Annotated in this window: 25 protein-coding genes and 1 tRNA gene; 13 read left to right on the top strand and 13 right to left on the bottom strand. The window is 67.3% G+C overall.

The window, feature by feature from the left end; all coding sequences use genetic code 11:
* The first annotated feature begins 89 nt into the window (after positions 1-89).
* The 5 genes from ponA2 (at position 90) to A5708_RS01930 (ending at position 5311) form a co-directional block, all read left to right on the top strand.
* A complete protein-coding gene (gene ponA2 / locus A5708_RS01950) occupies positions 90-2519 on the top strand; it encodes a transglycosylase/D,D-transpeptidase PonA2 (RefSeq protein ID WP_065027011.1) in 2430 nt (809 codons plus the stop codon).
* A gap of 112 nt (positions 2520-2631) precedes the next feature.
* Positions 2632-3591: a metallophosphoesterase gene (locus A5708_RS01945; protein WP_065027010.1), complete on the top strand. Its 960-nt coding sequence runs from the start codon at positions 2632-2634 to the stop codon at positions 3589-3591.
* The gene (locus A5708_RS01940; RefSeq protein ID WP_065027009.1) at positions 3588-4694 is read left to right on the top strand and encodes a PLP-dependent cysteine synthase family protein; all 1107 of its coding nucleotides are present in this window, start codon (positions 3588-3590) and stop codon (positions 4692-4694) included. Before A5708_RS01945 ends, A5708_RS01940 begins: the two co-directional genes overlap by 4 nt.
* A 61-nt stretch (positions 4695-4755) precedes the next feature.
* Positions 4756-4829: transfer RNA gene (locus A5708_RS01935), tRNA-Pro, on the top strand.
* Positions 4830-5107: 278 nt separating this feature from the next.
* Positions 5108-5311, top strand: a complete 204-nt coding sequence (locus A5708_RS01930; protein ID WP_065027008.1) for a hypothetical protein — start codon at positions 5108-5110, stop codon at positions 5309-5311.
* A 55-nt stretch (positions 5312-5366) separates the two neighbouring features.
* On the opposite strand, the gene A5708_RS01925 is transcribed toward A5708_RS01930, so the two are convergent.
* Genes A5708_RS01925 through A5708_RS01915 form a run of 3 tightly spaced genes read right to left on the bottom strand, consistent with a single transcriptional unit; the run spans position 5367 to position 8292 of the window.
* Positions 5367-6380, bottom strand: coding sequence for a hypothetical protein (locus A5708_RS01925; RefSeq protein WP_065027007.1), 1014 nt, complete (start codon positions 6378-6380; stop codon positions 5367-5369).
* 15 nt (positions 6381-6395) lie between these two features.
* Positions 6396-7712: a Dyp-type peroxidase gene (locus A5708_RS01920; protein WP_065027041.1), complete on the bottom strand. Its 1317-nt coding sequence runs from the start codon at positions 7710-7712 to the stop codon at positions 6396-6398.
* Between the two features lie 19 nt (positions 7713-7731).
* Complete coding sequence (locus tag A5708_RS01915) at positions 7732-8292, bottom strand: hypothetical protein (protein WP_065027006.1); 561 nt, start codon at positions 8290-8292, stop codon at positions 7732-7734.
* Between the two features lie 292 nt (positions 8293-8584).
* On the opposite strand from A5708_RS01915, the gene A5708_RS01910 reads away from it, so the two are divergent.
* Positions 8585-9274: a GAF and ANTAR domain-containing protein gene (locus A5708_RS01910; RefSeq protein WP_065027005.1), complete on the top strand. Its 690-nt coding sequence runs from the start codon at positions 8585-8587 to the stop codon at positions 9272-9274.
* Between the two features lie 53 nt (positions 9275-9327).
* Here the strand turns inward: A5708_RS01910 and A5708_RS01905 are convergent, their stop codons facing one another.
* The 3 genes from A5708_RS01905 to A5708_RS01895 form a co-directional block, all read right to left on the bottom strand.
* The gene (locus A5708_RS01905; protein ID WP_065027004.1) at positions 9328-9975 is read right to left on the bottom strand and encodes a restriction endonuclease; all 648 of its coding nucleotides are present in this window, start codon (positions 9973-9975) and stop codon (positions 9328-9330) included.
* Between the two features lie 108 nt (positions 9976-10083).
* Positions 10084-10386, bottom strand: coding sequence for a DUF4193 domain-containing protein (locus A5708_RS01900; protein WP_065027003.1), 303 nt, complete (start codon positions 10384-10386; stop codon positions 10084-10086).
* 170 nt (positions 10387-10556) lie between these two features.
* Positions 10557-10874, bottom strand: coding sequence for a hypothetical protein (locus A5708_RS01895; protein ID WP_065027002.1), 318 nt, complete (start codon positions 10872-10874; stop codon positions 10557-10559).
* A 185-nt stretch (positions 10875-11059) separates the two neighbouring features.
* Here A5708_RS01895 and A5708_RS01890 point away from each other — a divergent pair, with 185 nt between their 5' ends.
* Positions 11060-11755 (top strand): HAD family hydrolase, encoded by a 696-nt coding sequence (locus tag A5708_RS01890; RefSeq protein ID WP_065027040.1) that lies wholly within the window; start codon positions 11060-11062, stop codon positions 11753-11755.
* Between the two features lie 15 nt (positions 11756-11770).
* Here A5708_RS01890 and A5708_RS01885 read toward each other — a convergent pair whose 3' ends face one another.
* Together A5708_RS01885 and A5708_RS01880 are read right to left on the bottom strand one after the other, a co-directional pair.
* A complete protein-coding gene (locus A5708_RS01885) occupies positions 11771-12271 on the bottom strand; it encodes a DUF6328 family protein (RefSeq protein ID WP_065027001.1) in 501 nt (166 codons plus the stop codon).
* Positions 12272-12543: 272 nt separating this feature from the next.
* Positions 12544-12912 (bottom strand): STAS domain-containing protein, encoded by a 369-nt coding sequence (locus A5708_RS01880; protein ID WP_231117792.1) that lies wholly within the window; start codon positions 12910-12912, stop codon positions 12544-12546.
* A gap of 160 nt (positions 12913-13072) precedes the next feature.
* On the opposite strand from A5708_RS01880, the gene A5708_RS01875 reads away from it, so the two are divergent.
* The 6 genes from A5708_RS01875 (at position 13073) to A5708_RS01850 (ending at position 18731) form a co-directional block, all read left to right on the top strand.
* Positions 13073-13975, top strand: coding sequence for an STAS domain-containing protein (locus A5708_RS01875; protein WP_065026999.1), 903 nt, complete (start codon positions 13073-13075; stop codon positions 13973-13975).
* 22 nt (positions 13976-13997) lie between these two features.
* Positions 13998-14387 carry an STAS domain-containing protein gene (locus tag A5708_RS01870; RefSeq protein WP_064952620.1) on the top strand — a complete coding sequence of 130 codons (390 nt, stop codon included), beginning with the start codon at positions 13998-14000 and terminating at the stop codon, positions 14385-14387.
* The gene (locus A5708_RS01865; RefSeq protein ID WP_065026998.1) at positions 14377-14787 is read left to right on the top strand and encodes an anti-sigma regulatory factor; all 411 of its coding nucleotides are present in this window, start codon (positions 14377-14379) and stop codon (positions 14785-14787) included. Before A5708_RS01870 ends, A5708_RS01865 begins: the two co-directional genes overlap by 11 nt.
* A gap of 46 nt (positions 14788-14833) precedes the next feature.
* Entirely contained in the window at positions 14834-15406 is a 573-nt protein-coding gene (locus tag A5708_RS01860) for a SpoIIE family protein phosphatase (protein ID WP_196772493.1), read from the top strand.
* Positions 15403-17619, top strand: coding sequence for a SpoIIE family protein phosphatase (locus tag A5708_RS01855; RefSeq protein ID WP_065026996.1), 2217 nt, complete (start codon positions 15403-15405; stop codon positions 17617-17619). The genes A5708_RS01860 and A5708_RS01855 overlap by 4 nt, the downstream gene beginning before the upstream one ends.
* 71 nt (positions 17620-17690) lie before the next feature.
* Positions 17691-18731, top strand: coding sequence for an iron-containing redox enzyme family protein (locus A5708_RS01850; protein WP_065026995.1), 1041 nt, complete (start codon positions 17691-17693; stop codon positions 18729-18731).
* On the opposite strand, the gene A5708_RS25860 is transcribed toward A5708_RS01850, so the two are convergent.
* The 5 genes from A5708_RS25860 to A5708_RS01830 all read right to left on the bottom strand — a co-directional run bounded on the left by A5708_RS25860 (position 18658) and on the right by A5708_RS01830 (position 21871).
* Positions 18658-18912: a CDGSH iron-sulfur domain-containing protein gene (locus A5708_RS25860; RefSeq protein ID WP_081292782.1), complete on the bottom strand. Its 255-nt coding sequence runs from the start codon at positions 18910-18912 to the stop codon at positions 18658-18660. The two genes, A5708_RS01850 and A5708_RS25860, sit on opposite strands and share 74 nt — an antisense overlap.
* Complete coding sequence (locus tag A5708_RS01845; protein ID WP_065026994.1) at positions 18909-19598, bottom strand: HemK2/MTQ2 family protein methyltransferase; 690 nt, start codon at positions 19596-19598, stop codon at positions 18909-18911. The genes A5708_RS25860 and A5708_RS01845 overlap by 4 nt, the downstream gene beginning before the upstream one ends.
* 106 nt (positions 19599-19704) lie before the next feature.
* Positions 19705-20259, bottom strand: a complete 555-nt coding sequence (locus A5708_RS01840) for a type 1 glutamine amidotransferase domain-containing protein (RefSeq protein ID WP_065026993.1) — start codon at positions 20257-20259, stop codon at positions 19705-19707.
* 31 nt (positions 20260-20290) lie between these two features.
* A complete protein-coding gene (locus A5708_RS01835) occupies positions 20291-20698 on the bottom strand; it encodes a malate dehydrogenase (RefSeq protein WP_231117788.1) in 408 nt (135 codons plus the stop codon).
* Positions 20699-20884: 186 nt separating this feature from the next.
* Positions 20885-21871: an LLM class F420-dependent oxidoreductase gene (locus A5708_RS01830; protein WP_065026991.1), complete on the bottom strand. Its 987-nt coding sequence runs from the start codon at positions 21869-21871 to the stop codon at positions 20885-20887.
* Between the last annotated feature and the right edge of the window lie 44 nt (positions 21872-21915).

The following is a 21915-nucleotide window of genomic DNA, read 5'->3' as shown; positions in this document are numbered from 1 at the left end:
GCGCCCGTCGGCGCCGGTCTTGAGATGACGAAATTTTTCGGAGAACGCGCAGCGTGGTGGCGTGACTGGGGCCCGCTACTGTAGTACCCATGTCAGACCGCCCCCCGGCCGCGCTCACGATCCTCAAGCTTGCGGGGCTCTGCGTGTTGGCCAGCGTCGTCGCGACGGCTCTCCTGTTCCCCTTCGCCGGCGGAATAGGACTGGTGTCCAATCGCGCGTCGGAAGTGGTCGCCAACGGCTCGGCTCAGCTTCTCGAGGGCGACGTGCCGGCCGTCTCGACGATGGTCGACACCAAGGGCAACACCATCGCCTGGCTGTATTCGCAGCGCCGGTTCGAGGTGCCCAGCGACAAGATCGCCAACACGATGAAGCTGGCGATCGTCTCCATCGAGGACAAGCGGTTCGCCGACCACAACGGGGTGGACTGGAAAGGGACCCTGACCGGTCTGGCCGGCTATGCCCGCGGCGACGTCGACACCCGCGGCGGCTCGACCATCGAGCAGCAGTACATCAAGAACTACCAACTGCTGGTCACCGCGAAGACCGACGCCGAGAAGCGCGCGGCGGTCGAAACCACCCCGGCCCGCAAGCTGCGCGAGATCCGCATGGCGCTGACGCTGGACAAGACCTTCACCAAACCCGAGATCCTGACCCGGTATCTGAACCTGGTCTCGTTCGGCAACGGATCGTTCGGCGTGCAGGACGCCGCCCAGACGTACTTCGGCATCAACGCGTCCGACCTGAACTGGCAACAGGCGGCCCTGCTGGCGGGCATGGTGCAGTCGACCAGTGCGCTCAACCCGTACATCAACCCCGATGGCGCGCTGGCACGGCGAAACTTGGTGCTGGACACCATGATCGAGAACATCCCGCAGGAGGAGGAGGCGCTGCGCGCCGCGAAGGCGGCGCCGCTGGGCATCCTGCCGCAGCCCAACGAGCTGCCCCGCGGTTGCATCGCGGCAGGCGACCGCGCGTTCTTCTGCGACTACGTCCAGGAGTACCTGTCCCGAGCCGGCATCAGTAAGGAACAGGTGGCCCGGGGAGGCTACCTGATCAAGACGACGCTGGACCCGGACGTGCAGATCCCGGTCAAGACGGCCATCGACAAGTTCGCCAGCCCGACGCTGCCGGGTATTTCGAGCGTGATGAGCGTGATCCAGCCCGGCAAGACGTCGCACAAGGTGATGGCCATGGCCAGCAACCGCACCTACGGGCTCGACGTCGACGCGGGTCAAACCATGCGCCCGCAGCCCTTCTCGCTGGTCGGCGACGGCGCGGGATCCGTCTTCAAAATCTTCACCACGGCCGCGGCCCTGGACATGGGCATGGGCACCAACGCCACCCTCGAGGTGCCGGGCCGCTTCCAGGCCAAGGGCATGGGTAGCGGTGGAGCCAAGGGCTGCCCCAAGGACAACTGGTGCGTGGTCAACGCCGGCAACTACCGCGGGTCGATGAACGTCACCGACGCGCTGGCCACCTCGCCCAATACCGCGTTCGCCAAGCTGATCCAGCAGGTCGGCGTGACGCGCACGGTGGACATGGCGATCAAACTCGGGCTCCGGTCCTACGCCGACCCGGGCACCGCCCGCGACTACAACCCCGACAGCAACGAGAGCCTGGCCGACTTCGTCAAACGGCAGAACATCGGCTCGTTCACGCTGGGCCCGATCGAGGTGAACGCGCTGGAGCTGTCCAACGTCGCGGCCACCCTCGCCTCGGGCGGCACCTGGTGCCCGCCCAACCCGATCGACAAGCTGGTCGACCGGAAGGGCAACGAGATCGCGGTGACCACCGAGACCTGCGATCAGGTGGTGCCCGAGGGGCTGGCGAACACCCTGGCCAACGCGATGAGCAAGGACGCGCTGGGCGGCGGCACGGCGGCCGGCTCGGCCAGCGCGGCGGGCTGGGACCTGCCGGTGTCCGGTAAGACCGGCACCACCGAGGCCCACCGCTCGTCGGGCTTCGTGGGCTTCACCAACCACTACGCGGCGGCCAACTACATCTACGACGACTCCACCACCCCCACCGATCTGTGCTCCGCCCCGCTGCGCCACTGCGGCGAGGGCGACCTGTACGGCGGTAACGAGCCGGCGCGCACGTGGTTCACCGCGATGAAGCCGATCGCCACGAATTTCGGGCCGGTGCAGATGCCGCCCACCGACCCTCGCTACGTCGACGGTGCACCGGGCTCCCGGGTACCCAGCGTCGCCGGCCTGGATATCGACGCGGCGCGCCAGCGCATCAAGGAGGCGGGCTTCCAGGTCGCCGACCAGAACAACTTCGTCAACAGCAGCGCCAAGCAGGGCGAGGTGGTCGGGACGACACCCAGCGGCGCAACGATTCCGGGGTCGATCGTCACGATCCAGGTCAGCAACGGCATCCCGCCGGCGCCGCCGCCACCACCGGAAGGCGCGCCGCCGCCGGTCGGCTCGCAGGTCGTCGAGATTCCGGGGCTGCCGCCGATCACGATCCCGCTGCTGGCGCCACCGCCACCGCCACCCGGTCAGCCGCCCCCCTAGGCGCGGTTGCCGCACTCCTCCTCACCTCAGTCCCGGGCCGCATCGTCGTACGGCTCGGCGCCGTGACCCAAGAGATACGCTGCCAGTCCCCGACCGGCAGTAGGCTGCCAGCATGGCTGATGTTTTGCCCGTCCTGATACGTGCCGGCGCCGCCACGCTAGCTTCGAGCGTGGCCGGCCTCGGCTATGCCGCGGTCATCGAGCGCAACGCGTTCGTCCTGCGCGAGATCACGATGCCCGTGCTCACCCCGGGCTCGACCCCGCTGCGGGTGCTGCATGTCAGCGACCTCCACATGACGCCCGGCCAGCGCCGCAAACAGGCGTGGCTGCGCGAACTGGCGGGCTGGGAACCGGATCTGGTGGTCAACACCGGCGACAACCTGGCGCACCCCAAGGCGGTCCCGGCGGTCATCCAGGCCCTGGGCGATCTGCTGTCGCGGCCGGGTGTCTTCGTGTTCGGCAGCAACGACTACTTCGGCCCGCGGCTGAAGAACCCAATGAACTACGTGACCAACCCGTCGCACCGGGTTCGCGGTGAACCGCTGCCCTGGCAGGACCTGCGGGCGGCGTTCACCGAGCGCGGCTGGCTTGACCTCACCCACACCCGACGCGAGTTCGAGGTGGCGGGTCTGCACATCGCGGCCGCGGGCGTGGACGACCCGCACATAGACCGCGACCGCTACGAAACCATCGCGGGCCCGGCCAGTCCGGCCGCGAATCTTCGGCTGGGACTGACCCATTCGCCCGAGCCGCGGGTGCTGGACCGCTACGCCGCCGACGGCTATCAGCTGGTGATGGCCGGACACACCCACGGCGGTCAGGTGTGCCTGCCGTTCTACGGCGCGCTGGTGACCAACTGCGGTCTGGACCGCTCGCGCGCGAAGGGACCGTCGCGCTGGGGCGCCAACATGCAGTTGCACGTGTCCGCCGGGATGGGCACCTCGCCGTTCGCGCCGGTGCGATTCTGCTGCCGACCGGAGGCGACCCTGCTGACGTTGATCGCCACCCCGATGGGCGACCGCGACGCGGCCAGTGACCTGAGCCGTTCGCAGCCAACAGCATCGGTGCGTTGACCGACCAGACCCGGATCGCGGTTCGCAGCCGCTCTCGCTGCTGGACAGACAACGCGATCCGGCTGATCCAGGCCGACGCCCGGCGCAGCGCCGACACCCACCTGCTGCGCTACCCGCTGCCCTCGGCATGGAGCGCGGGCGCCGACGTCGCGCTGTACCTCAAAGACGAGACGACGCACATCACCGGCAGCCTCAAGCACCGGTTGGCCCGCTCGTTGTTCCTCTATGCGCTGTGCAACGGCTGGATCGACGAGGGCACCACGGTGGTCGAGGCGTCGTCGGGTTCGACGGCGGTGTCCGAGGCCTACTTCGCGGCGCTGCTGGGACTGCCGTTCGTCGCCGTGATGCCCGCGGCGACGAGCACGTCGAAGGTGGCGTTGATCGAATCCCACGGCGGCCGTTGCCATTTCGTGCAGAGCTCCAGCGAGGTGTACGCCGAGGCCGAGCGGGTCGCGAGGGAGACGGGCGGGCACTACCTGGACCAGTTCACCAACGCCGAGCGCGCCACCGACTGGCGGGGCAACAACAACATCGCCGAGTCGATCTTCGAGCAGATGCGCGAGGAGCGTTACCCCGTCCCGGACTGGATCGTGGTCGGGGCGGGCACCGGCGGAACCAGCGCCACGATCGGCCGCTACATCCGCTACCGGCGGCACGCCACCCGGCTGTGCGTCGTCGACCCGGAGAACTCCGCGTTCTTTCCCGCCTACGCGCAGGACCGCGAGGACGTCGTGATGCCCACCTCGTCGCGCATCGAGGGCATCGGCCGGCCGCGGGTGGAGCCGTCGTTCCTGCCCGGCGTGGTCGACCGGATGGTGTCCGTCCCGGACGCGGCGTCGATCGCGGCCGCGCGGCACGTCAGCGCCGTGCTGGGCCGTCGCGTCGGGCCGTCGACCGGCACCAACCTGTGGGGCGCGTTCGGCCTGCTCGCCGAGATGGTCGCCGAGGGCCGCAGCGGCTCGGTGGTCACGCTGCTCGCCGACAGCGGCGACCGCTACCGCGACACCTATTTCAGCGACGAATGGGTGACGGCGCAGGGGCTGGACCCGGCGGGCCCGGCCGAGGCGCTGGTGGAGTTCGAGCGATCGTGCTCCTGGAAGTGACCTGCCCCACCGCGGTTTGGCCTCCCGATGGCCCGGTGCGATAGGCTGTCGAAGCTTCAAGCGGGGTGTGGCGCAGCTTGGTAGCGCGCTTCGTTCGGGACGAAGAGGCCGTGGGTTCGAATCCCGCCACCCCGACTCGTAATTCAAAAGCCTGACCGGCAGCAGCACGGTCAGTGCTTCTCGCGACAGGAGAACTAGCCTGGCCGGCCGCGACACCGGACGTGTTGATATCCGGGCCCGGCTGCAGCCATGTAAGCGGCGCACTATTCGGTGTAGCGTCATCGTTGTCCGGCGGGACGTTGGCGTCCGGGACAGACTCAGATGGGTTCGGCGGGACGTTGGCGTCCGGGACCTGGCGAGCCTCCTGCTCCCGTGAGCGGAGCGGGCGCCCATTACGAAGGAGGGCTCCCTCCATGGCCGCCAATGACACGTCGCAGCCGGTGAGTCCGGCACGGTCAGACGATCTGCGCGTCACCCTGGCCTTGAGCCGAGACAAGCTCGTTCGCCAGCGCGTGGACGTGCTTGCACAGATTCGCACGCTTTCCGGGCAACTCGAATCGATCGACCGCCAACTCGAGCACATCGCGCACATTGAGGCCGCGCACGTCGAGCCCTGATCAAGGCTCAGTTGTCTCAGTATTCAGCGTGACGCGTCCGCGCTCTGGGTCTCCATCACGTCATCGTCGCCAGGTTGTGCCAGAAGTTCTTGAGGCTGTCCGTTCCGCCGAACAGCGTCGTGAAATTCGTGGAGTCGACGAGCACGATGTCGCCGGCCCGGTTGCCGGCCGGCGGCATCCAGACCAGCGCGTTGAATTCGCTGTTGCCCGCCGCGGTAAAGGGATGGGGCCGTTGCGGGTCCACGAGTTGCCTGCCGAGGACGCGCAGCAGGTCGCTTTCCGGGGCGGTGAGTTCGTAATGCGGCAGGTGCGGGTGAAAGTTCAGCGTCGTGACGTTGTTCAACAGGCCCGGCGCGTCCAGATCGCGGAAGCCGGTCAGCGGGGCGATCTCGCCGGTCCCCTCGACCAGCGCGGGACGCAATCCCCACGCGTTGCGCACGGGAACGTCGAGCGCCTTCATCAGTGAGCGCGTGTAGGCGGTGAACCGCTGCTGTCGTGGCACCAACGGATCCCCGTGGTGCAGGTATTCGACCTGGCGCTGCGCTGGGTCGTCGGTGAAGCCGACGTCGTGGTGCGGCGCCAGCAGCAGGCAGGTGCCATCGCGTTGCAGCCACTCGCGCAGGGCGGCGATCTCTTCGGGGCGCGCCTCCTCTTGGCCGACGAGATGGTCGAGCCCGAACACCATCAGGGTGTCGGCGTCGGCCAATATCCGTTCGTCGATCAGCTGCTGGTAGCCGGCCTGGTCGATGCGCTGGAACACCGCGACCGGATGGCCGGTGGCGTCGCCCGCCAGCTCCTGAAATGCCAGCGTCGACCGGTGGAACAGTTCCAGGGTGCCGGCGATGCCCTGCAGGAAGTGCGCCTCATCCCAGTCGGGTCCCTCGTACTGCGGCCAGGCCGCTCTGCGCACTTCGGTCATCGTTGAAAACCGGTTGTCCAGCGCTTCGACGTCGCGCTGGGATTCCCACGGATAGCTCCACGTCCAGTAGATGCTGATGCGCCGTCCGGCCGTGCGCGGTCGCGGCACGTGGGTCTGGTTGTACGTGCGTGCGGCGGGCAAGGTGCTCATGATGGTTCCCGGTTGTCAGTCGAGCGCCGCGAGGTAGCGCATGGCGTTGATGCCCGGCAGGAAGAAGTACGCCCCACCGGTGAGCGTCGTGAACGCTGGAAGGCCCTTGAGAACCCGGCGAATCGGGCGCTTCGGCACTTTGAATTCCATTGTGCCGTCTTGTGTTCCGCAGATGGGGTCGTGCTCGTTGCCGAGTTCGTGGAACGTGCGGTCGTTGATCCAGACGTTCTGCGCGAATTCGAATTGCCGGATCAGGCTGGCGCAGATGATGAACGCGGCGATGCCGCGGTCCACTCCGTCGTCGGGCGCACCGTCGGGAAGCGCCGGCCCGTAGGTGGCCCCGCGGCGGATCATCCGTCGCCGGTTCATGTTGGGCGCGGTGTCTCGCGGGTTGAGCCGCCGGGCGTGGGCACCCAGGGGACACGCGTAGCCGAGCGGGTCCATCTCCTTGTAGTTGAAGTCGTTGTTGCGCATCGGGTCCGCACCCAGTTCGGGGTCATCGGCGTCCGGCGCCAGCACCAAGGGAGCGCCGCTGCGCCAGCGGCCCATGAATTTCGCGGCCAACAGCTCCTCGTCATCGGGCGCGCGGGCCTGCGAACGGATGTAGTCGCGGAACAACGCCACGTGCTCGTGCAGTCGCCGGTACGCGGCGTAGGTCCCGTTGCGCGAGAGCACATCCGGCTGGGGCGACTTGGCCACCGGGCCGACCTCGTCGGGATAGCCGAGGATGAACTCGCCGGCCTTCAGCGGCGCGCCCGAGCCGGGCGTGGGTTCCTCACCCGATCCCTCGATCACCGGCTGCGACAACCGATCCCGAAAGCCGAAATGGTCGTGGGCATAGTTGAACGGGGGTGTCGCATTCAGATCCAGGTACGACAACCGGCGCACGCCGCCGCACCTTTGCACCAGGTCGTCGTGCGCCCGGGTGGCGCGGGCGTGTTCGGCGTCGTCTCGCGCGAACAGAATCGCGATCGCGTGCAGGTCGTCGCCCGCCAGTCCCCCGACCCAGTTGTCGGGGTGGTTTCGTCCGGTGTCGCCGAGGATGTCGGCCCGGGCGGCCATGCCCTGACGGAACTCTTCCGGGAAGGTTGCGAGCGCCTCCTCCGGCACACCGAGCGCCCGAAGGCCGCTCCAGGTGAAACCCAGGGTGACCCAGCGCCTGGTGTCATCCATGGTGTCTCGCACCGACGCGGCGGACTCCACGACGTCCAGCAGTTCGGACAGCCAGGCCCGGCCGGCCGCCGGATCGTCGAACGAAAGAAACTCGTAACGCCCGGTCAGGGCCGGGGTCCGGGTCAGCAGGATGTGCTGGATGTCGTCGAGCTCAAGCATCTGCACGCTCCGATGTGCGTCACTGCATCTGATCCAGCATGGCGCCGAACGCGGCTTTCAGCCGCAGCCCCTTCTTGATCTCGTCGGCCGTGGCATAGGGGTACTCCCCGTATTCCAGGAAGCTCGGGCACTGGTGCTCGCGAACGAACTTGACGAAGGCCTCCGGGTTCTCCCGCCAGTCCTCGGGGAAGCCCTCGAGGTTGGTGAAGACGGTGGTGATCCCGGTCTGGCTGAACAGCTGCACCGCGTCCTCGGTGTATTTGTCGAAGTCGGTGTCGAAGATGCCCTGGTACTGGAAGTGCAGCCCCGACCCGACGTCGAAGAGCTGCCAGCGCAGATAGTGCAGCCGCAACGGTGCCAGCACTTCCGGGTTTGCCCTGACGGCTTCTTCGATCTGTTTGCCGTAAGCGCGAACGGCTTCCTCGCGGCCTTCCTTGACCTTGGCGATGATGGAAAAGCCGTAGCAGGCCGGGGTGCGCGGATACAGCGGCCCGTACCGGCCGCGTTCCAGCTCGAAATAGCCTTCCTTGGGGATGGCCAGGGCCGCGGGTTTGCTCCACAAGTCTTCGGTTGCCACCATCGTCGCTCCAAAGTCAGGCCGATGCGCCGGACGCTACCACCTGACTCCGCCCACGCAACACGGATCGACCGAAGGCGGCCGCCCCGGCCGCAGGGCACGCATTTGCCGGACCGGTAGCGGGCGCCATCCCCCGAAACCAGGCCGATATAATCGGTCTCACCGTAATGCTGAGCAAACAGCATTGACATTCGTCGCCGTCACAAACTCCAAGTGATCGCCTTGCGAGACCGCAGGCTCCTGAACGGTACGGGTTATGCCTGCCACCGGTCTCGAAGCATGAGGGCGATACTCAGTGACCAATCTTGACGATCTCAGCCTGCTCACCGACGTTCTGCGGGCCATCTATTCGGCCGACGCCGGCGACTTTCCCCAGGTGCTGGACGACCTGACCAGGGCGGCGGCCCGCTGGGTGCCGGGCGCCCAGGAAGCGGGGATCACCGTCACCAGCCGGCAGAACGAGGTCAGCACCCCGTCGGTCACGCACGACTGCGCCCGGCTGCTCGACGAGTTCCAGCAGCGCCACCTCGAGGGACCCTGCGTCCACGCCGCGTGGACGCGCAAGGTCGTCGTCATCGACGACCTCGAAGCCGATGAGCGCTGGCCGAAGTATCGGGCCGACGCGCTCGAACACACTCCGATTCGCAGCGTGCTGTCGCTGCCCATGTTCGCCGACGAGCTGAGCATGGGCGCGCTGAACTTCTACGCCGAGCGCCCGCAGTCCTTCTCCGAAGACTCGCGCCGGATCGCCGCCATCTTCGCGACGCTGGGCGCCCTGGCCTGGAGCAACGTCGTGCGCACCCAGCAGTTCCGCGAAGCCCTGAGCACCCGCGACATGATCGGCCAGGCCAAAGGCATTCTCCTCGAGCGCTACGACCTCGACGACCAGACCGCCTTCAACACCCTGATCAAACTGTCGCAGAGCATGAACACCCCGTTGCGCGACATCGCGCGGCGGGTGATCGAGGACGCAACCGGGCGCTGACGCCACGGAGGGATGGCGGCCCGGCCGAACATGCCGTGGCCCATGGCATCTCGCTAGCTTTCCCACTCCGGTTCCAGCCGTTGCGGTCTGGCCTGCGGAGCGACCCGATGGGTGCGCCGCGGACCCGGCACGACGACGGGCTGAATTCGCGTCCAGCTCTGCACCTGGGAGCGGCCCACCAGGCGGCAATGGTGGGTACCGGCCAACCGGCGGGCCGCCTTGGTGAAGGTCTGGTTGGTCACGACCACCGTCCGGTTACAGCCGTGCTGCAGCGCCCCGGCCACGACCTGCTGGACCGCGGCCACTCCGACGGCCTTCGCCAGCCTCTTGCATTGGACGGCCATGCGGGCGCCGTCCTTCCTGGCGATCAGATCCACGCCGTAGTCACCGGTGCTGGCGGTCGGGGTGACGCTGTACCCCGCGACGCGAAGCTGCGCCGCAACGAATTCCTCGAACTCGGTGCCCGACATCCGGTCGATCGCCCGAAGACCGGATTTCGACAGTTTGAGGTCGCGTCGTCGGTGCGCGTCGGCCTGGTAGCGGTCCCGCTGCAGCGACAGCCACCACAAGATCGCCACGGCGACGGCGAGCCCGCCGAGTCCGGCGAGGCATCCCGCCGGCAGGCTGCCGGTGGCCTTCTGCGTGAAATACCAAGGGAGCGCTAAACCCAGCAGCAGGAGCGACCCGAGTACCTTCTCCATTTGTCCGATGAACCTAGTGGATGCCACTGACAATCCAGGGCAATCCAGCGCGGGTTCACGGTCGCGGCATGGGCCGGGAGGCGCCTCACCCGGCTCGAGGGGCGGGTGTCAGGCGCAGTCGGCGCACACCGGCAGGCCGGCGCCGGAGACCCGCATCCGGCTGCGGTGCTGCACCAGAAAGCAGCTCGAGCAGGTGAACTCGTCGGCCCGCTGGGGAATCACCGTCACCGACAGTTCTTCTCCGGACAGGTCGGCGCCCGGCAGCTCGAAGAAGTTCACATCGTTGGGGTCCTCGTCGACCACGGCGATGGCAGACCCGTGCAGGGTCGGCGCCAGTTCGCGGAGCGGGGATTTCTCCTGGGTGTCGGCGTCAGATACACGGCGTGCGTCATAGTCAGTGGTGGTCGCCATTGGTGTTCCTTCCTGCGATGGAACGGGTTGACGCACTTTCCTGTACTCACCCGTGGCGCAGGCAGTACCCCGTTCGGGGGTGCGTTACACGGTCGCGGCCCGAAAAAGTTGCGGCAGCCGCCGACAGCCGCGCGATGCCGAAAGTGGTCAACTCGACAGACCAGGCGTCCTCAGCTGCTGGGCGGTGGCGCCGGCTGATCGGAATGCTCAGCGTGCCAGCGCAGTTCGGCGTCGCGGACTTTGCGGTGGGCGCGCAGCAGCCACGCCGCACTGAGCGCGCCCAGCACGACCGCCACGAGCAGGGCGATGGCGCCGCTCACCAGATGCCCGGCCGCCACGGCGAACAGCCCTACGGTCAGGGCGATGACCGCGACGGCTGAACCGACGAGACCTGGGGCGTTGGCACCGTTCTTGAAGGATTCGCCGGCGTGCTGACGGGTGGTGCGGGCATGGTCGACCGGGGCGTTCTTGGGGTAGTCCAATGTCATTCCTCGTCGAGAATTACTGTGTACCAGCATTATTCGTACGCGTACGATTGCTATCGAGCCGCAGGCGGGCACCATGAACCCCGGGCCCGATGTCGCGGATCATCACGCACGTGTACCCGGCGCGCCGGTGGCCAAACGAGACCCCGCACTGTGTCAGCCGCACCCGGCCTGGGTATGCCGGGCACATGACTTCAGGGCATGCTCCCGGCGGCGCACCCGCCGTCCTGTTCGATGTCGACGGCACGCTGGTGGATTCCAACTATCTGCACGTGTACGCCTGGCAGCGCGCGTTCGACGCCGAAGGCATGCGGGTGCCGTCCTGGCAAATCCATCGCTGCATCGGCATGGACGGGTCCCGACTGGTCCGAGCGCTCTCCGATGACGCCCCGGACGATGTTCAGGAGCGGCTCAGCGACAAGCACAGCCAGTACTACCGGGAGATCACCCCGCTGCTGCAACCTTTGCCCGGCGCTCGCGACCTGCTGCGCCGCGTCGCCGACCTGGGCTTACAGGTCGTGCTGGCCAGCTCGGCGCCCGAAGACGAGCTGGAGATTCTGCGCAAGGCGCTCGACTGCGACGACGTGATCTCCGAGACGACATCCTCGCGCGATGTCGACACCGCCAAGCCCGAGCCCGGCATCGTGCGGGTGGCGCTGGACCGCGCCGGCGTCGACGCTGCGCACGCCGTGTTCGTCGGGGACGCCGTGTGGGACGCGCACGCCGCGGCCGGCGCGGAATTGCCGTGCATCGGGCTGCTGAGCGGCGGCATTGCCCGCGCCGAGCTGCGGGAGGCGGGCGCCGAACCTGTCTTCGCCGATCCGCGCGACCTGCTCGAGCACCTGGACTCCACTCGAATCGCGGCACTCGCGCCGGGCCGCTGACCGACGAGTTTCGCCTCAGTCGCCGCGCGTCCGCAGCATCAGCGGCAGCACCCACCAGAAGAAGGTGAACAGCGGCAACGCACACGCTCCGGCTATGAGGCCGACATTTCGCCCGGCCACCGCGGCGAAAATGATCGTGGTGAGGCCGATCAGCGCCAGACCGAGCAGGCCGAGCCCGGCGAAGGCGCACCGGTGCGCAGCCGATACGAGGACCTGAAGCCGATGACGCCGGAAGAGTATGCGATGCATGGCGACCGGGGCGATCAATAAGACGGTCGCGCACACCGCGCACACCACGGTGCCCAGATAGACGACGCGCATGTGCGGGCCCAACACGTCGAAGCGCTGCTGGAACGGCAGGGTCAACAGGAAGCCGGTCAGCAGCTGCACCCCGGTCTGGACCACCCGCAGCTCCTGCAGCAGGCTGTTCCAATTGCGGTCCAGCCGTTGAACTTCGGTCTCGCCTCGCTCACGGCGATCCCACCGCTGGTCGTCTTGCGGATGGTCGACGTCCATAGTCCTGATCATCGCATCTGGGCTACGCGGGGACACCGGTTCACGACGACCGGCCGCCGATAAAGGTCTTCGCCGGTTTTGTTCGGGTGAATTCCTGCCGCGGACGGCGTTTCCGGGAAAAATGCGGGATAAGTCCCGAAATCGATGCAGTGCGGAATCAAACTCGCCGCCTTTGCGCCAAACATGTTGTCAGGCAACTAAACCTGTCAGAATTCGGCCCACCGGGCCCGGGCCATGGAGACGGCGCGCCGCCAGGGCGGCGGGGTGGGTAGCTAGCCGTTCAGCTTGCCGTCCCGCACCCCGGTCAACGCATCGTCGAGCGTCGGGTACAGCGGGAAGGTCTTGTCCAGGCCGGTCAGATGGATCGGCCTGCGGGTGGCCGGACCGCGAGCGACCACGCCGAACCCGGTCTGGTCGCCCAGCTTCTCGTAGGTCGCCGCCAGGATCTTCAGGCCGACCGAGCCCAGAAACTCGACCGCGGAGAGATCGATGATCAGTGCTGTAGGGCTGTCCGCGACGACCGCGCTGATGGCTTGTTCCAGGGCTGGAGCCGTGACCAAATCGATTTCGCCGCTGACACTGACCACGGACACGCCGTCATGGTCCTCAACCAACGTGGTAATCGAATCAGGAGCTGACAATGGCAATCCTTTGTCCTGGGCCGTGGCGTGGTTCAACCCTAGCCTGCGTTACCGAACTGCGAGAAGAATATGCCCTCTACACGTGCCCCGCGACAACCCACGCTAGTCTCGCAAAAGGAACTGCAGACCGCAGGGCGCGACGTGGCACTCGGGAGGCCAGATGTCAGATTCGCCGTCGGATTTCAACAGTACCGGCACCGCAGCACAGACCATCGGCATTTCCAGTGAGGGTCTCCTTCCCCAGCTAGTCCAGCATCTGCGGCAGAACCGAACCGTCCTGCGGGAGGAGTGGGCCCGCAGGATCACCGAGGCCGAGCTGCTCACCGCGATGACCCCCGAGGAGATCTTCTCCGAGGCGACGACCGTGTACGACAGCTACGTCGAGGTGCTCGAGACCGGTAGCGTCGAGGCGCTGCAAGATTACGCTCGCGACCTGTCCGAACGCATCATCCCCCGGGGCGTGGAGACCGACGAGGTCGTCGGCATCGTGCTGCTGCTCCGCGACGTGCTGGCGCGGTCACTGTTCGAGAAGTACCAGACCGACTTCGAGATGCTCAACCGCGTCCTCGACGCCTACGAACCGGCGGCCAACCGCATCGCCAATACCGTGGCCGTGTCCTTCGTGCAGGAACGCGAGCGCATCATCCGCCAGCAGCAGGAGGCCATCCGCGAGCTGTCGACGCCGGTGCTGCAGGTGCGTGAGCAGCTGCTGATCCTGCCGATCATCGGCGTGCTGGACAGCCAGCGCGCCCGCCAGGTCACCGAACAGCTGCTGCGGGCCATCCGCGCGAACCGCGCCAAAGTGGTGGTCATCGACATCACCGGTGTGCCGACCATCGACTCGACGGTGGCCAACCACCTGGTGCAGACGGTCGACGCGTCCGGCCTGATGGGCGCCAGCGTGATCATCACCGGCCTGTCCTCCGAGATCGCGCTGACGCTGGTGACGATCGGGCTGGACCTGTCGAAGATGAACGCCGTCGGTGACCTGCAGGGTGGCATCGAGGAAGCCGAACGCCTGCTGGGTTACGAGGTGACCCGCACGGGCGAGCAGACCGGATAACCACCATCGACGCGAGCACCCCATGCCAGTACCGATCCTGAAACAGGGCTCGATCCTCATCGCGTCGGTACAGGCCGCCCTCACCGACTCCGACGCCGAACGCCTGCGCTACGACCTGATGGAACGGGTCAGCCAGTTCCGCGCGCAGGGCATCATCGTCGATGTCACCGCCATCGATGTGATGGATTCCTTCGCCGCCAGGTCGCTGCGGACGATCGCTCACATGACGCGGCTGCGCGGCGCGGACACCGTGATCGTCGGATTGCAGCCGGAGGTTGCCTTCGCGATGGTCCAGCTTGGTCTGGCGTTCGACGACATGAACACCGCCCTGGATCTCGAAGAGGGCCTGGCGCTGCTGAATCGTCAAGGCGCAGCGGGGAAGTCAACGATCGGGCTCGACGGTGGCGGCTGATATCGTCGTCGCCATCGACCACCCCGACGACATCGTCGAAGCCCGCAAAGCCGGACACGAGCTCGCCCTTGATTGGGGATTCTCCCTGACCGATGTCACGATGATCGCCACTGCGATCTCCGAGATCGCCCGAAATATCACCAGCTACGCCGGCCGCGGCGCCGTCCGGGTCACCATCGCCGACCGGGAGGGGCGCAAGGCTCTGGTGGTGCGCGCCGAGGACGAGGGCCCCGGCATCGCCGACATCGAACGGGCGATGGAGGACGGCTACACAACCGGACGCGGGCTGGGCATGGGTTTGCCGGGCGCGCGCCGGCTGATGGACCGGTTGGTCGTCGAATCCACCCTGGGACAGGGAACTGTCATCGAAATGTGGAAATGGGTCCCCCCTCGTGCATGAGAGCGGTCGCTTCGGACCTATCGAATGGGCAAGGGCGGGGCGGCCTTTGCCCAGTGAATACACCTCCGGTGACCGGGGTATCGCAGTCGAGGTCGGCGGTGACGCCGCGCTGTTCGGGGTGGTGGACGGCCTCGGCCATGGGCCGGCCGCCGCCGAAGCCGCGCTGCGCGCCGTCGACGTGGTCACGCGCGCCAGCTCCGAGCGGGTCGAGGTGCTGATCCAGCTCTGCCACCGCGTGTTGGTCGGCACCCGCGGAGTCGCAATGACGTTGGCGCGGGTGGATTTCGCCGCCAACACGCTCACCTGGACCGGCGTCGGCAATGTCACCGCCGACCTGGTGGCCAAGGCGCCAACCGGTAACCAGATTCGTTCCAGCGCACGGCTTACCGGGGGCATCGTCGGCTATCGCATACCGGAAATCAGGCCGGCGCAGGTGGTTTCGATTCGCCCCGGCGATCTGATCGTGATGAGCACCGACGGAATCGTCGAAGACTACCTGGACCACATCGACTTCTCGGCCACCGCTGTCGCTATCGCGGAGGGGCTCCTCGGCAAGGACGCGAAAGAGACCGACGATGCGATGGTGCTGGCGGCGCGTCACAGGGGAGTATCGATTTGAGCGGCGACAACGACTTTCACGCGCAATACGAGGCCGCCCTGCGTGCCTATCTGAACTCACACGACGAGGCCAGCCTGTCGGTCGGCAACGAGCTCGGGCGCAGGGCCCTGAAGGAACAGATCAGCCTGCTCGACATCGTCGAGCAGCACGTCCGCCTGGTCTTCGAAATCTCGCAAGACGTGCGGATCGATGCGCCGATCGCGCTGGAGTTCCTGTTGCAGTTGCTGGTTCCGCTGGATATCGCAACACGCGGCTTCATCGACGGCAACCGGCGCTACGCCGAACAGCGGGCCCGCGCCGAGGGGCTGGCCGACCGGGACAAATTCCGCACCGCCCTGGTGAATTCGCTGCAGGAAGGCTTCTTCGTCGCCGATCACGAGGGCTCCGTGGTCGAGATGAACAACGCCTTCATCGAGATCCTCGGGTTTCCCAACGAGGGCCTGCCGTACCGGTGGCCGCACCCATGGCTGGTCGACACGAAGACGGCGGCCGAGCAGATATCAGAGGTGCTGGCCAACGGCCGGGCCGACTACGAAACACCGATCCGCCATGCCGACGGACACCTGGCGTGGGTGAAGGTGAGCATCAACGCGGTCAAGGAAACCGGCAGCGATCGGGATGCCTACGTCGGCACGATCCGCGACGTCACCGCCGAGCGCGCCTTCGCGGCCCGGGAGAGTGCGGTGTTGCGGCTGGCCACCGCCGTGGCGGTGGCCAAGAGCGTGGACGAGTTGCTGTCGATCACGCTCGACGAGTGCAGCGCGGCGATCGATGTGCAACGGGTGATCGCGGTCTCGTGGCCCAACGGCGACAGCGACCCCACGGTGCAGGCGGCGGGCGAGCCCTCGGCCTCATCGTGGCGCAAACTGGATCCGTGGCTGCGCCATACCTTCCAGGATGCGCGTCACCAGTTGCCTCTCACCGCGAAAACGGTTGAGGCGCCTGATCATCCGGGCAAGGCCCAGGGACTGGTCGCGGCACTCTCCGGTACCGGTGACCTGACGCTGTGGCTGGAGCTGCGCACGCCTCGCTGGGTCAGCGGGGAGGACCGGCTGCTGGTCACCGTGCTCATCGGTCACTTGAGCCTGGCCATGCAGCACGTGCGCCAGTTCGAGAGCGCGCGTGAGACGTCGCTGACATTGCAGCGGGCCATGCTCCCGCCGGTTCAGCCGCCGCCGGGCTTCGCCGTTCGCTACGAACCCGCGGTGCCGCCCTTGGAGATCGGCGGTGACTGGTACGACGTGCTGCCGATCGGCGAGCACCACATCGGCATCGTCGTCGGAGACTGCGTGGGCCGCGGCCTGCCGGCGGCCGCGATCATGGGTCAGCTGCGCAGTTCCGCGCGTGCGCTGCTGATCAACGGGGCCGAGCCCGCCGTGCTGCTCGACCAGCTGGACTCGGCGGCGTCGCTGATCCCGAACGCGTACTGCACGACCGTGTTTCTGGCCATCCTGGACACCGAGACCGGGGTGCTGCAGTACAGCAACGCCGGCCACATGCCGGCCGTGCTGGCCGGCCCGCAGCCCGGCACGACAATGCTGTTGACCGATGCCGCGTCGGTGCCGCTGGCGGTCCGCCGCAACGAGCCACGCCCGCAGGCAACGCAGGTGCTGCCGCCCGGCTCTACGCTGATGCTGTTCACCGATGGACTCGTCGAACGCAAACATGAGTCGATCGACGACGGGATCGACCGTGCGGCAGACGTTCTGGCGCAGACCATGACATCGCCGCTGGACACCGTCGCCGATGTGGTGCTTCGCGAACTGGCGCCTGCGGCCGGGTATGACGACGACGTCGCGATGGTGATCTACCGACACCAGCACACACCCCTGCGGATCGAAACCGGCGCCACCGCGGACCAATTGGTCCTCATCCGGCATCGGCTGGCGGGCTGGCTACACGCCGGAGGCGTGACGGAGGACCGGGCGGCGGACATCGTGCTGGTCGTCAACGAGGCGTGCACCAACTGCGTCGAACACGCCTACCGGGGTTTCGCCGCCGGAACCATGCTGCTCGAGGTCAATCTCGCCGACGGCGAAGTGCGCACCCGGATCAAAGATTACGGATCGTGGAAGACGCCGGCCAACCCCCCGGGCAACGGCGGGCGCGGCCTGCCGCTGATGCGGGTGCTCAGCGACTCGATAGAGCTCGACACCACGGCCAGCGGCACCACCGCGGACATCACCTTCCGGCTACCCTCAGAAGCCGCCTGAGACGCGGTGACGGCCGTTAGCGGCCGGCCGGCGTGCCGTTTGCCCGTCCCGCACAGCGGGTAGACATCGGCGTGACCCACGCATCGACCCTGACCGAACCGGTCCTGCCTGCGGCGCACGGGCCCCTGTCAACGGCCGTGCGCTGTGCGCTGGCCGGTCCACCGTCGGTTGACCACCTGGCGCGTATCGGTGCCTCGGTGCGCGATTCCGATCCTTGCGGCCTTGATCTGCAACTGGCGCTGTCGATGTGCTACGAGTTGCACTACCGCGGCCTCGCCGGCGTGGACCCCGCCTGGGAGTGGAATCCCGCGCTACTGGGGCTGCGCGCCGAACTGGAACGGGTGTTCCTGGCGGGCGTGCGCCGCGATGTCGGGCACATCGATCCCGATCAGACGGCGGCGGCCGAGATGGAAGCGCTCACGGTCGAAGCCGCCGACGGCACCGGCCCGTCGTATTACCTGCGCGACACCGGAACCTGGCAGCAGATGTGCGAATACTTCATACATCGCTCCCTATACCACCTGAAAGAGGGCGATCCGCATGCCTTTGCCATCCCGCGCCTGACGGGTGTGGCGAAAGCGGCTTTTGTGGCAATCGAATTCGACGAATACGGCGCCGGACGGGGGCCGCGGCTGCACCAGCAGCTGTTCGCTGATCTGCTGGCAGCGGCGGGTCTGGACGCGACGTATTGGGGTTACGTCGACGCGGTGCCCGCCGAATCCTTGGCGGTCGTCAACCTCATGTCACTCTTCGGCCTGCACCGCTCGATGCGCGGCGCGGCGATCGGGCACTTCGCGTCGACGGAGATCACCTCACCGCCGGGATCGCAGCGCATGGTGAAGGCCTTGCGGCGCCTGCGGGCACCGGCGGCCTGCATCGAGTTCTACAGCGAGCACGTCGAAGCCGACGCGGTGCACGAACACGTCGTGCGCAACGACGTGGTGGGCGATCTCGTCGCCCAGGACCCACGGCTCGAGCACGATGTCATCTTTGGCATCCGCGCCCATGCCGCCGTCGAAGACCGCTTGGCAGAACGGATTATGACGTCGTGGGGGCGGAGTCAGACGTCGCTGCGGAGGCCGCTGGAGCAGACGAGCCTGCCGACGTCTTGAGGCGCCGGCACCGGCGATGGCTGGTGTCGCACAGCGGGTAGCGGTCGCTGCGACGGCAGGTGCAGATGGCCACCATGAAGCGGTCGGACTCGACGACCTCGCCACCGGGCATCTCGATGCGCACCGGACCCGACACCAGCACCGGCCCGTTGGGCACCACCTGCACCCGGGTGGTGGTCATCGCTTCTCCGCGCGGATCACGATCAGCTCTTCTTCCCGCCGCCCGCGCGGGATCAGGCCGACCTCCTCCAGCCACTTCGCCCGGGAAGACATCACCGGGCCGAACGGTATCCATTTGGAGGCAATCACTTTCGCATCCATACCGGCCCACTTCAGCGAATCCAGGGACTGCTGAACGCCGGCGAGCGCCGAATGCACCAGCAGCAGGGATCCGCCGTCGCGCAGGAGCTTCGGTGCCGACTCGCACAGCGGGTCGAGGATCATCCGGCCATCCACACCGGCGTTCCACGCCCAGGACGGTCCCGCGTTCGGGCAGATCTCTTCCAACTCCGCACCGGGTGGCGTGGGCACATAAGGCGGATTCGACACGACCACGTCGAACGGCGCGCAATCCACCGCCGCGATCCACGATCCTTCGCGCACGTCGACCTCGACACCGGCCACCGCCGCGTTCTCCCGGGCGCACCGCACCGCGTGCGGGCAGATGTCGAACGCCGTCGCGCCGGCACATCCCATCGCGGCGGCCGCGATGGCCACGAAACCGCTGCCGGTGCACAGATCGAGAACCCGCCGCCCGGGAATCAGGCCGGTGTCATGCATCACGTCGACCAGCAATCGAGAGTCCTCTTGCGGCTGATACACGTTCGGAACGGACGAGACAGCGGGCTCGGGATACGTGGTTGTCACTGTTGGCCTTTCGAGAACCCTACAAGGATTGCCGCTCAGCACGGCTTGGCGGGATAATGCCCGCAAACCGGCGCATTCAAACGGACCTGCCGGAAAGTCGTGGCGGCTAACCCGCCGTCTCACGGGCGAACTGTTTGAGGATGGCCGCGCAGAACGCCGGGAGGTCCGACGGCGACCGGCTCGAGATCAGATTGCCGTCGACCACGACCTCCTCGTCGACGACGTGTGCGCCCGCATTGCGCAGATCGGTGCGAATGCTGGGATACGACGTCAGCGTGCGGCCCACTGCCACACCGGCTTCCGCCAGCGTCCAGGGCCCATGACAGATGGCCGCCACCGGCTTGCCCGACCCGACGAAATCACGGACGAAGGAGACGGCGGAGCTGTCCATGCGCAGCTTGTCCGGGTTGACGGTGCCGCCCGGCAGCACCAGGCCGTCGTATTCGTCCACCGACGCCTCGGATACCAACCGGTCGACGGCGAACGTTCCGGCCGGTTCGAGATCGTGGTTGCGTGCCTGGATTTCGCCGTCCTTCAGGGACAGCAGCTGCACCCGCGCGCCGGCATCCTGCAGCGCCGCACGCGGCTGTTCGAGCTCCACCTTTTCCACGCCGTCAGCCGCCAAGATCGCTATCGTTTTGCCCTGCAATTCATTTGACATCGTCGCATCCCTTCCTACATCACCCGTCGGATCAAACAGCTGGTAGCTGCGAAGCACCGCGTCGGTCCGCGGTGGTTCGCAACGCCGTGTAGAGGTCGAGTCCGGCGATGCCGGAAAGCAGGGTGGCCGAAATGGCGCCCTGGCGCCGTCGGCCCGGCCCACGGGCGACCACTCCGGCGATCAACAGCGCCATGTCCAGCACGTCACCGACCACGCGGGTCCACACCAGCTTGGCCGGCCCGGCCAGCAGCGCCGCGCCATGGCCGCATTCACGCACCCCGAGCGCGCGGATCACCCGTCGCGACCGGCCGGTGGCGTCCACGCCCGCGATCGCGGCGACTTTGCCCGGGGCAACCAGTTCGCTCACACCCAGGCCGAAACTGGCGCCGCTGAGCGCCCTGACGAGTGTGGTTGTGGTGGCGCCGGTTTGATCGCTCATAATTCACTCCCCCTGCTTTACCGGAATGCGGATGCCTGCAAGCCGGCTGTGCGGCAGCAGTGTTCTAAGGCCAACGCGCGCCGGAACGCCCGTTCACGTCCCAGCTCTACCGGTGTCCGACGCGCGTTGGCTGGCTGCGCACGACTGGGAGGCGGATACCCGGGCGCGCAGCGGTCAAACCTGCGATCAGTTTGCTGCGTCGCGCAGCGCCGCGAGCAAAGGCTCCGCGGCTTCTTCGAGGAAGCGTTCCTGGGTTTCGCCGCCGATTTGCACGAGGGCGATGTCGGTGAATCCCGCTTCCCAGTAGGGCCGGACGGCCTCGACGATCGCGTCAAGGTCAGGGCCGCAGGGAATGGTCTCGGCGACGTCTTCGGGGCGCACGTACTGGGTTGCCCCGGCGAAGCCGGCGGGCGTCGGCAGGTCGGCGTTGACCTTCCAGCCGCCGGCAAACCAGCGGAACTGCTCGTGCGCGCGTTTGACGGCGGTATCACGGTCGGGGTCCCAGGACACCGGGATCTGGCCGACCACGCGTCCACCGCCGGCAAGATTGGCGGCTTGGCGGGCTCCGTGCCAGGCGTCGACGAGCCCCTTCTCGGGTTCCGTCGCGATCAGGTGGTCGGCCAGCTTGGCGAACTTGTCGACGGCCCTGGTGCCGCCGATGGCCACCCCGATGCCGACCGGAACGTCCGGTACGTCCCACAACCGCGCCGAATCGACCTGGAAATAGTCGCCGGTGAAGTCAACCAGTTGCCCGCCGAACAGCTCGCGGATGATTTTGATGGCCTCGCGCAGCATGTCCTGCCGGCGCGTGACGGTCGGCCAGCCTTTGCCGACGACGTGTTCATTCAGGTTTTCCCCACTGCCCAGGCCCAGGGTGAACCGGCCGTCGGACAGGATCTGCACGGTGGCCGCCTGCTGAGCGACGATCGCGGGGTGATACCGCATCGTCGGGCACGTCACATAGGTGTAGAGATCGACCCGCTCGGTGGCCTGCGCCACCGCGCCCAACACCGCCCAGGCATTCGGCGCGTGCCCCTGCGAAGTGAGCCACGGCGAAAAGTGGTCGCTGCACACGTGAAAGTCGAATCCGCGCTCTTCAGCCGAAACCGCATACCGGACAAGGTCTTTGGGTCCACTCTGTTCGGTCATCAAAGTGTAGCCAAAATTCGTCATGCGTGACGGGGTACCCGGCTGCTCCGGGCGCAAACGATTCCGGC

It is taken from the genome of Mycobacterium colombiense (assembly GCF_001672755.1).
In the GTDB taxonomy this organism is placed as follows: domain Bacteria; phylum Actinomycetota; class Actinomycetes; order Mycobacteriales; family Mycobacteriaceae; genus Mycobacterium; species Mycobacterium colombiense_C.
Note: the sequence above shows the minus strand (reverse complement) of the source record. Positions and strands in the feature narration are given on the sequence as shown.

Excerpts from the sequence above, each read along its gene's own strand:
- A5708_RS01890 (WP_065027040.1), top strand. The coding sequence starts at position 11,060 with ATGACTTCAGGGCATGCTCCCGGCGGCGCACCCGCCGTCCTGTTCGAT.
- A5708_RS01920 (WP_065027041.1), bottom strand. The coding sequence starts at position 7,712 with ATGCTTGAGCTCGACGACATCCAGCACATCCTGCTGACCCGGACCCCG.
- A5708_RS01835 (WP_231117788.1), bottom strand. The coding sequence starts at position 20,698 with ATGAGCGATCAAACCGGCGCCACCACAACCACACTCGTCAGGGCGCTC.
- A5708_RS01900 (WP_065027003.1), bottom strand. The coding sequence starts at position 10,386 with ATGGCGACCACCACTGACTATGACGCACGCCGTGTATCTGACGCCGAC.
- A5708_RS01870 (WP_064952620.1), top strand. The coding sequence starts at position 13,998 with ATGCCAGTACCGATCCTGAAACAGGGCTCGATCCTCATCGCGTCGGTA.
- A5708_RS01915 (WP_065027006.1), bottom strand. The coding sequence starts at position 8,292 with ATGGTGGCAACCGAAGACTTGTGGAGCAAACCCGCGGCCCTGGCCATC.
- A5708_RS01830 (WP_065026991.1), bottom strand. The coding sequence starts at position 21,871 with ATGACGAATTTTGGCTACACTTTGATGACCGAACAGAGTGGACCCAAA.
- A5708_RS01905 (WP_065027004.1), bottom strand. The coding sequence starts at position 9,975 with ATGGAGAAGGTACTCGGGTCGCTCCTGCTGCTGGGTTTAGCGCTCCCT.
- A5708_RS01840 (WP_065026993.1), bottom strand. The coding sequence starts at position 20,259 with ATGTCAAATGAATTGCAGGGCAAAACGATAGCGATCTTGGCGGCTGAC.
- A5708_RS01895 (WP_065027002.1), bottom strand. The coding sequence starts at position 10,874 with ATGACATTGGACTACCCCAAGAACGCCCCGGTCGACCATGCCCGCACC.
- A5708_RS01925 (WP_065027007.1), bottom strand. The coding sequence starts at position 6,380 with ATGAGCACCTTGCCCGCCGCACGCACGTACAACCAGACCCACGTGCCG.
- A5708_RS25860 (WP_081292782.1), bottom strand. The coding sequence starts at position 18,912 with ATGACCACCACCCGGGTGCAGGTGGTGCCCAACGGGCCGGTGCTGGTG.
- A5708_RS01875 (WP_065026999.1), top strand. The coding sequence starts at position 13,073 with ATGTCAGATTCGCCGTCGGATTTCAACAGTACCGGCACCGCAGCACAG.
- A5708_RS01885 (WP_065027001.1), bottom strand. The coding sequence starts at position 12,271 with ATGGACGTCGACCATCCGCAAGACGACCAGCGGTGGGATCGCCGTGAG.
- A5708_RS01945 (WP_065027010.1), top strand. The coding sequence starts at position 2,632 with ATGGCTGATGTTTTGCCCGTCCTGATACGTGCCGGCGCCGCCACGCTA.
- A5708_RS01930 (WP_065027008.1), top strand. The coding sequence starts at position 5,108 with ATGGCCGCCAATGACACGTCGCAGCCGGTGAGTCCGGCACGGTCAGAC.
- ponA2 (WP_065027011.1), top strand. The coding sequence starts at position 90 with ATGTCAGACCGCCCCCCGGCCGCGCTCACGATCCTCAAGCTTGCGGGG.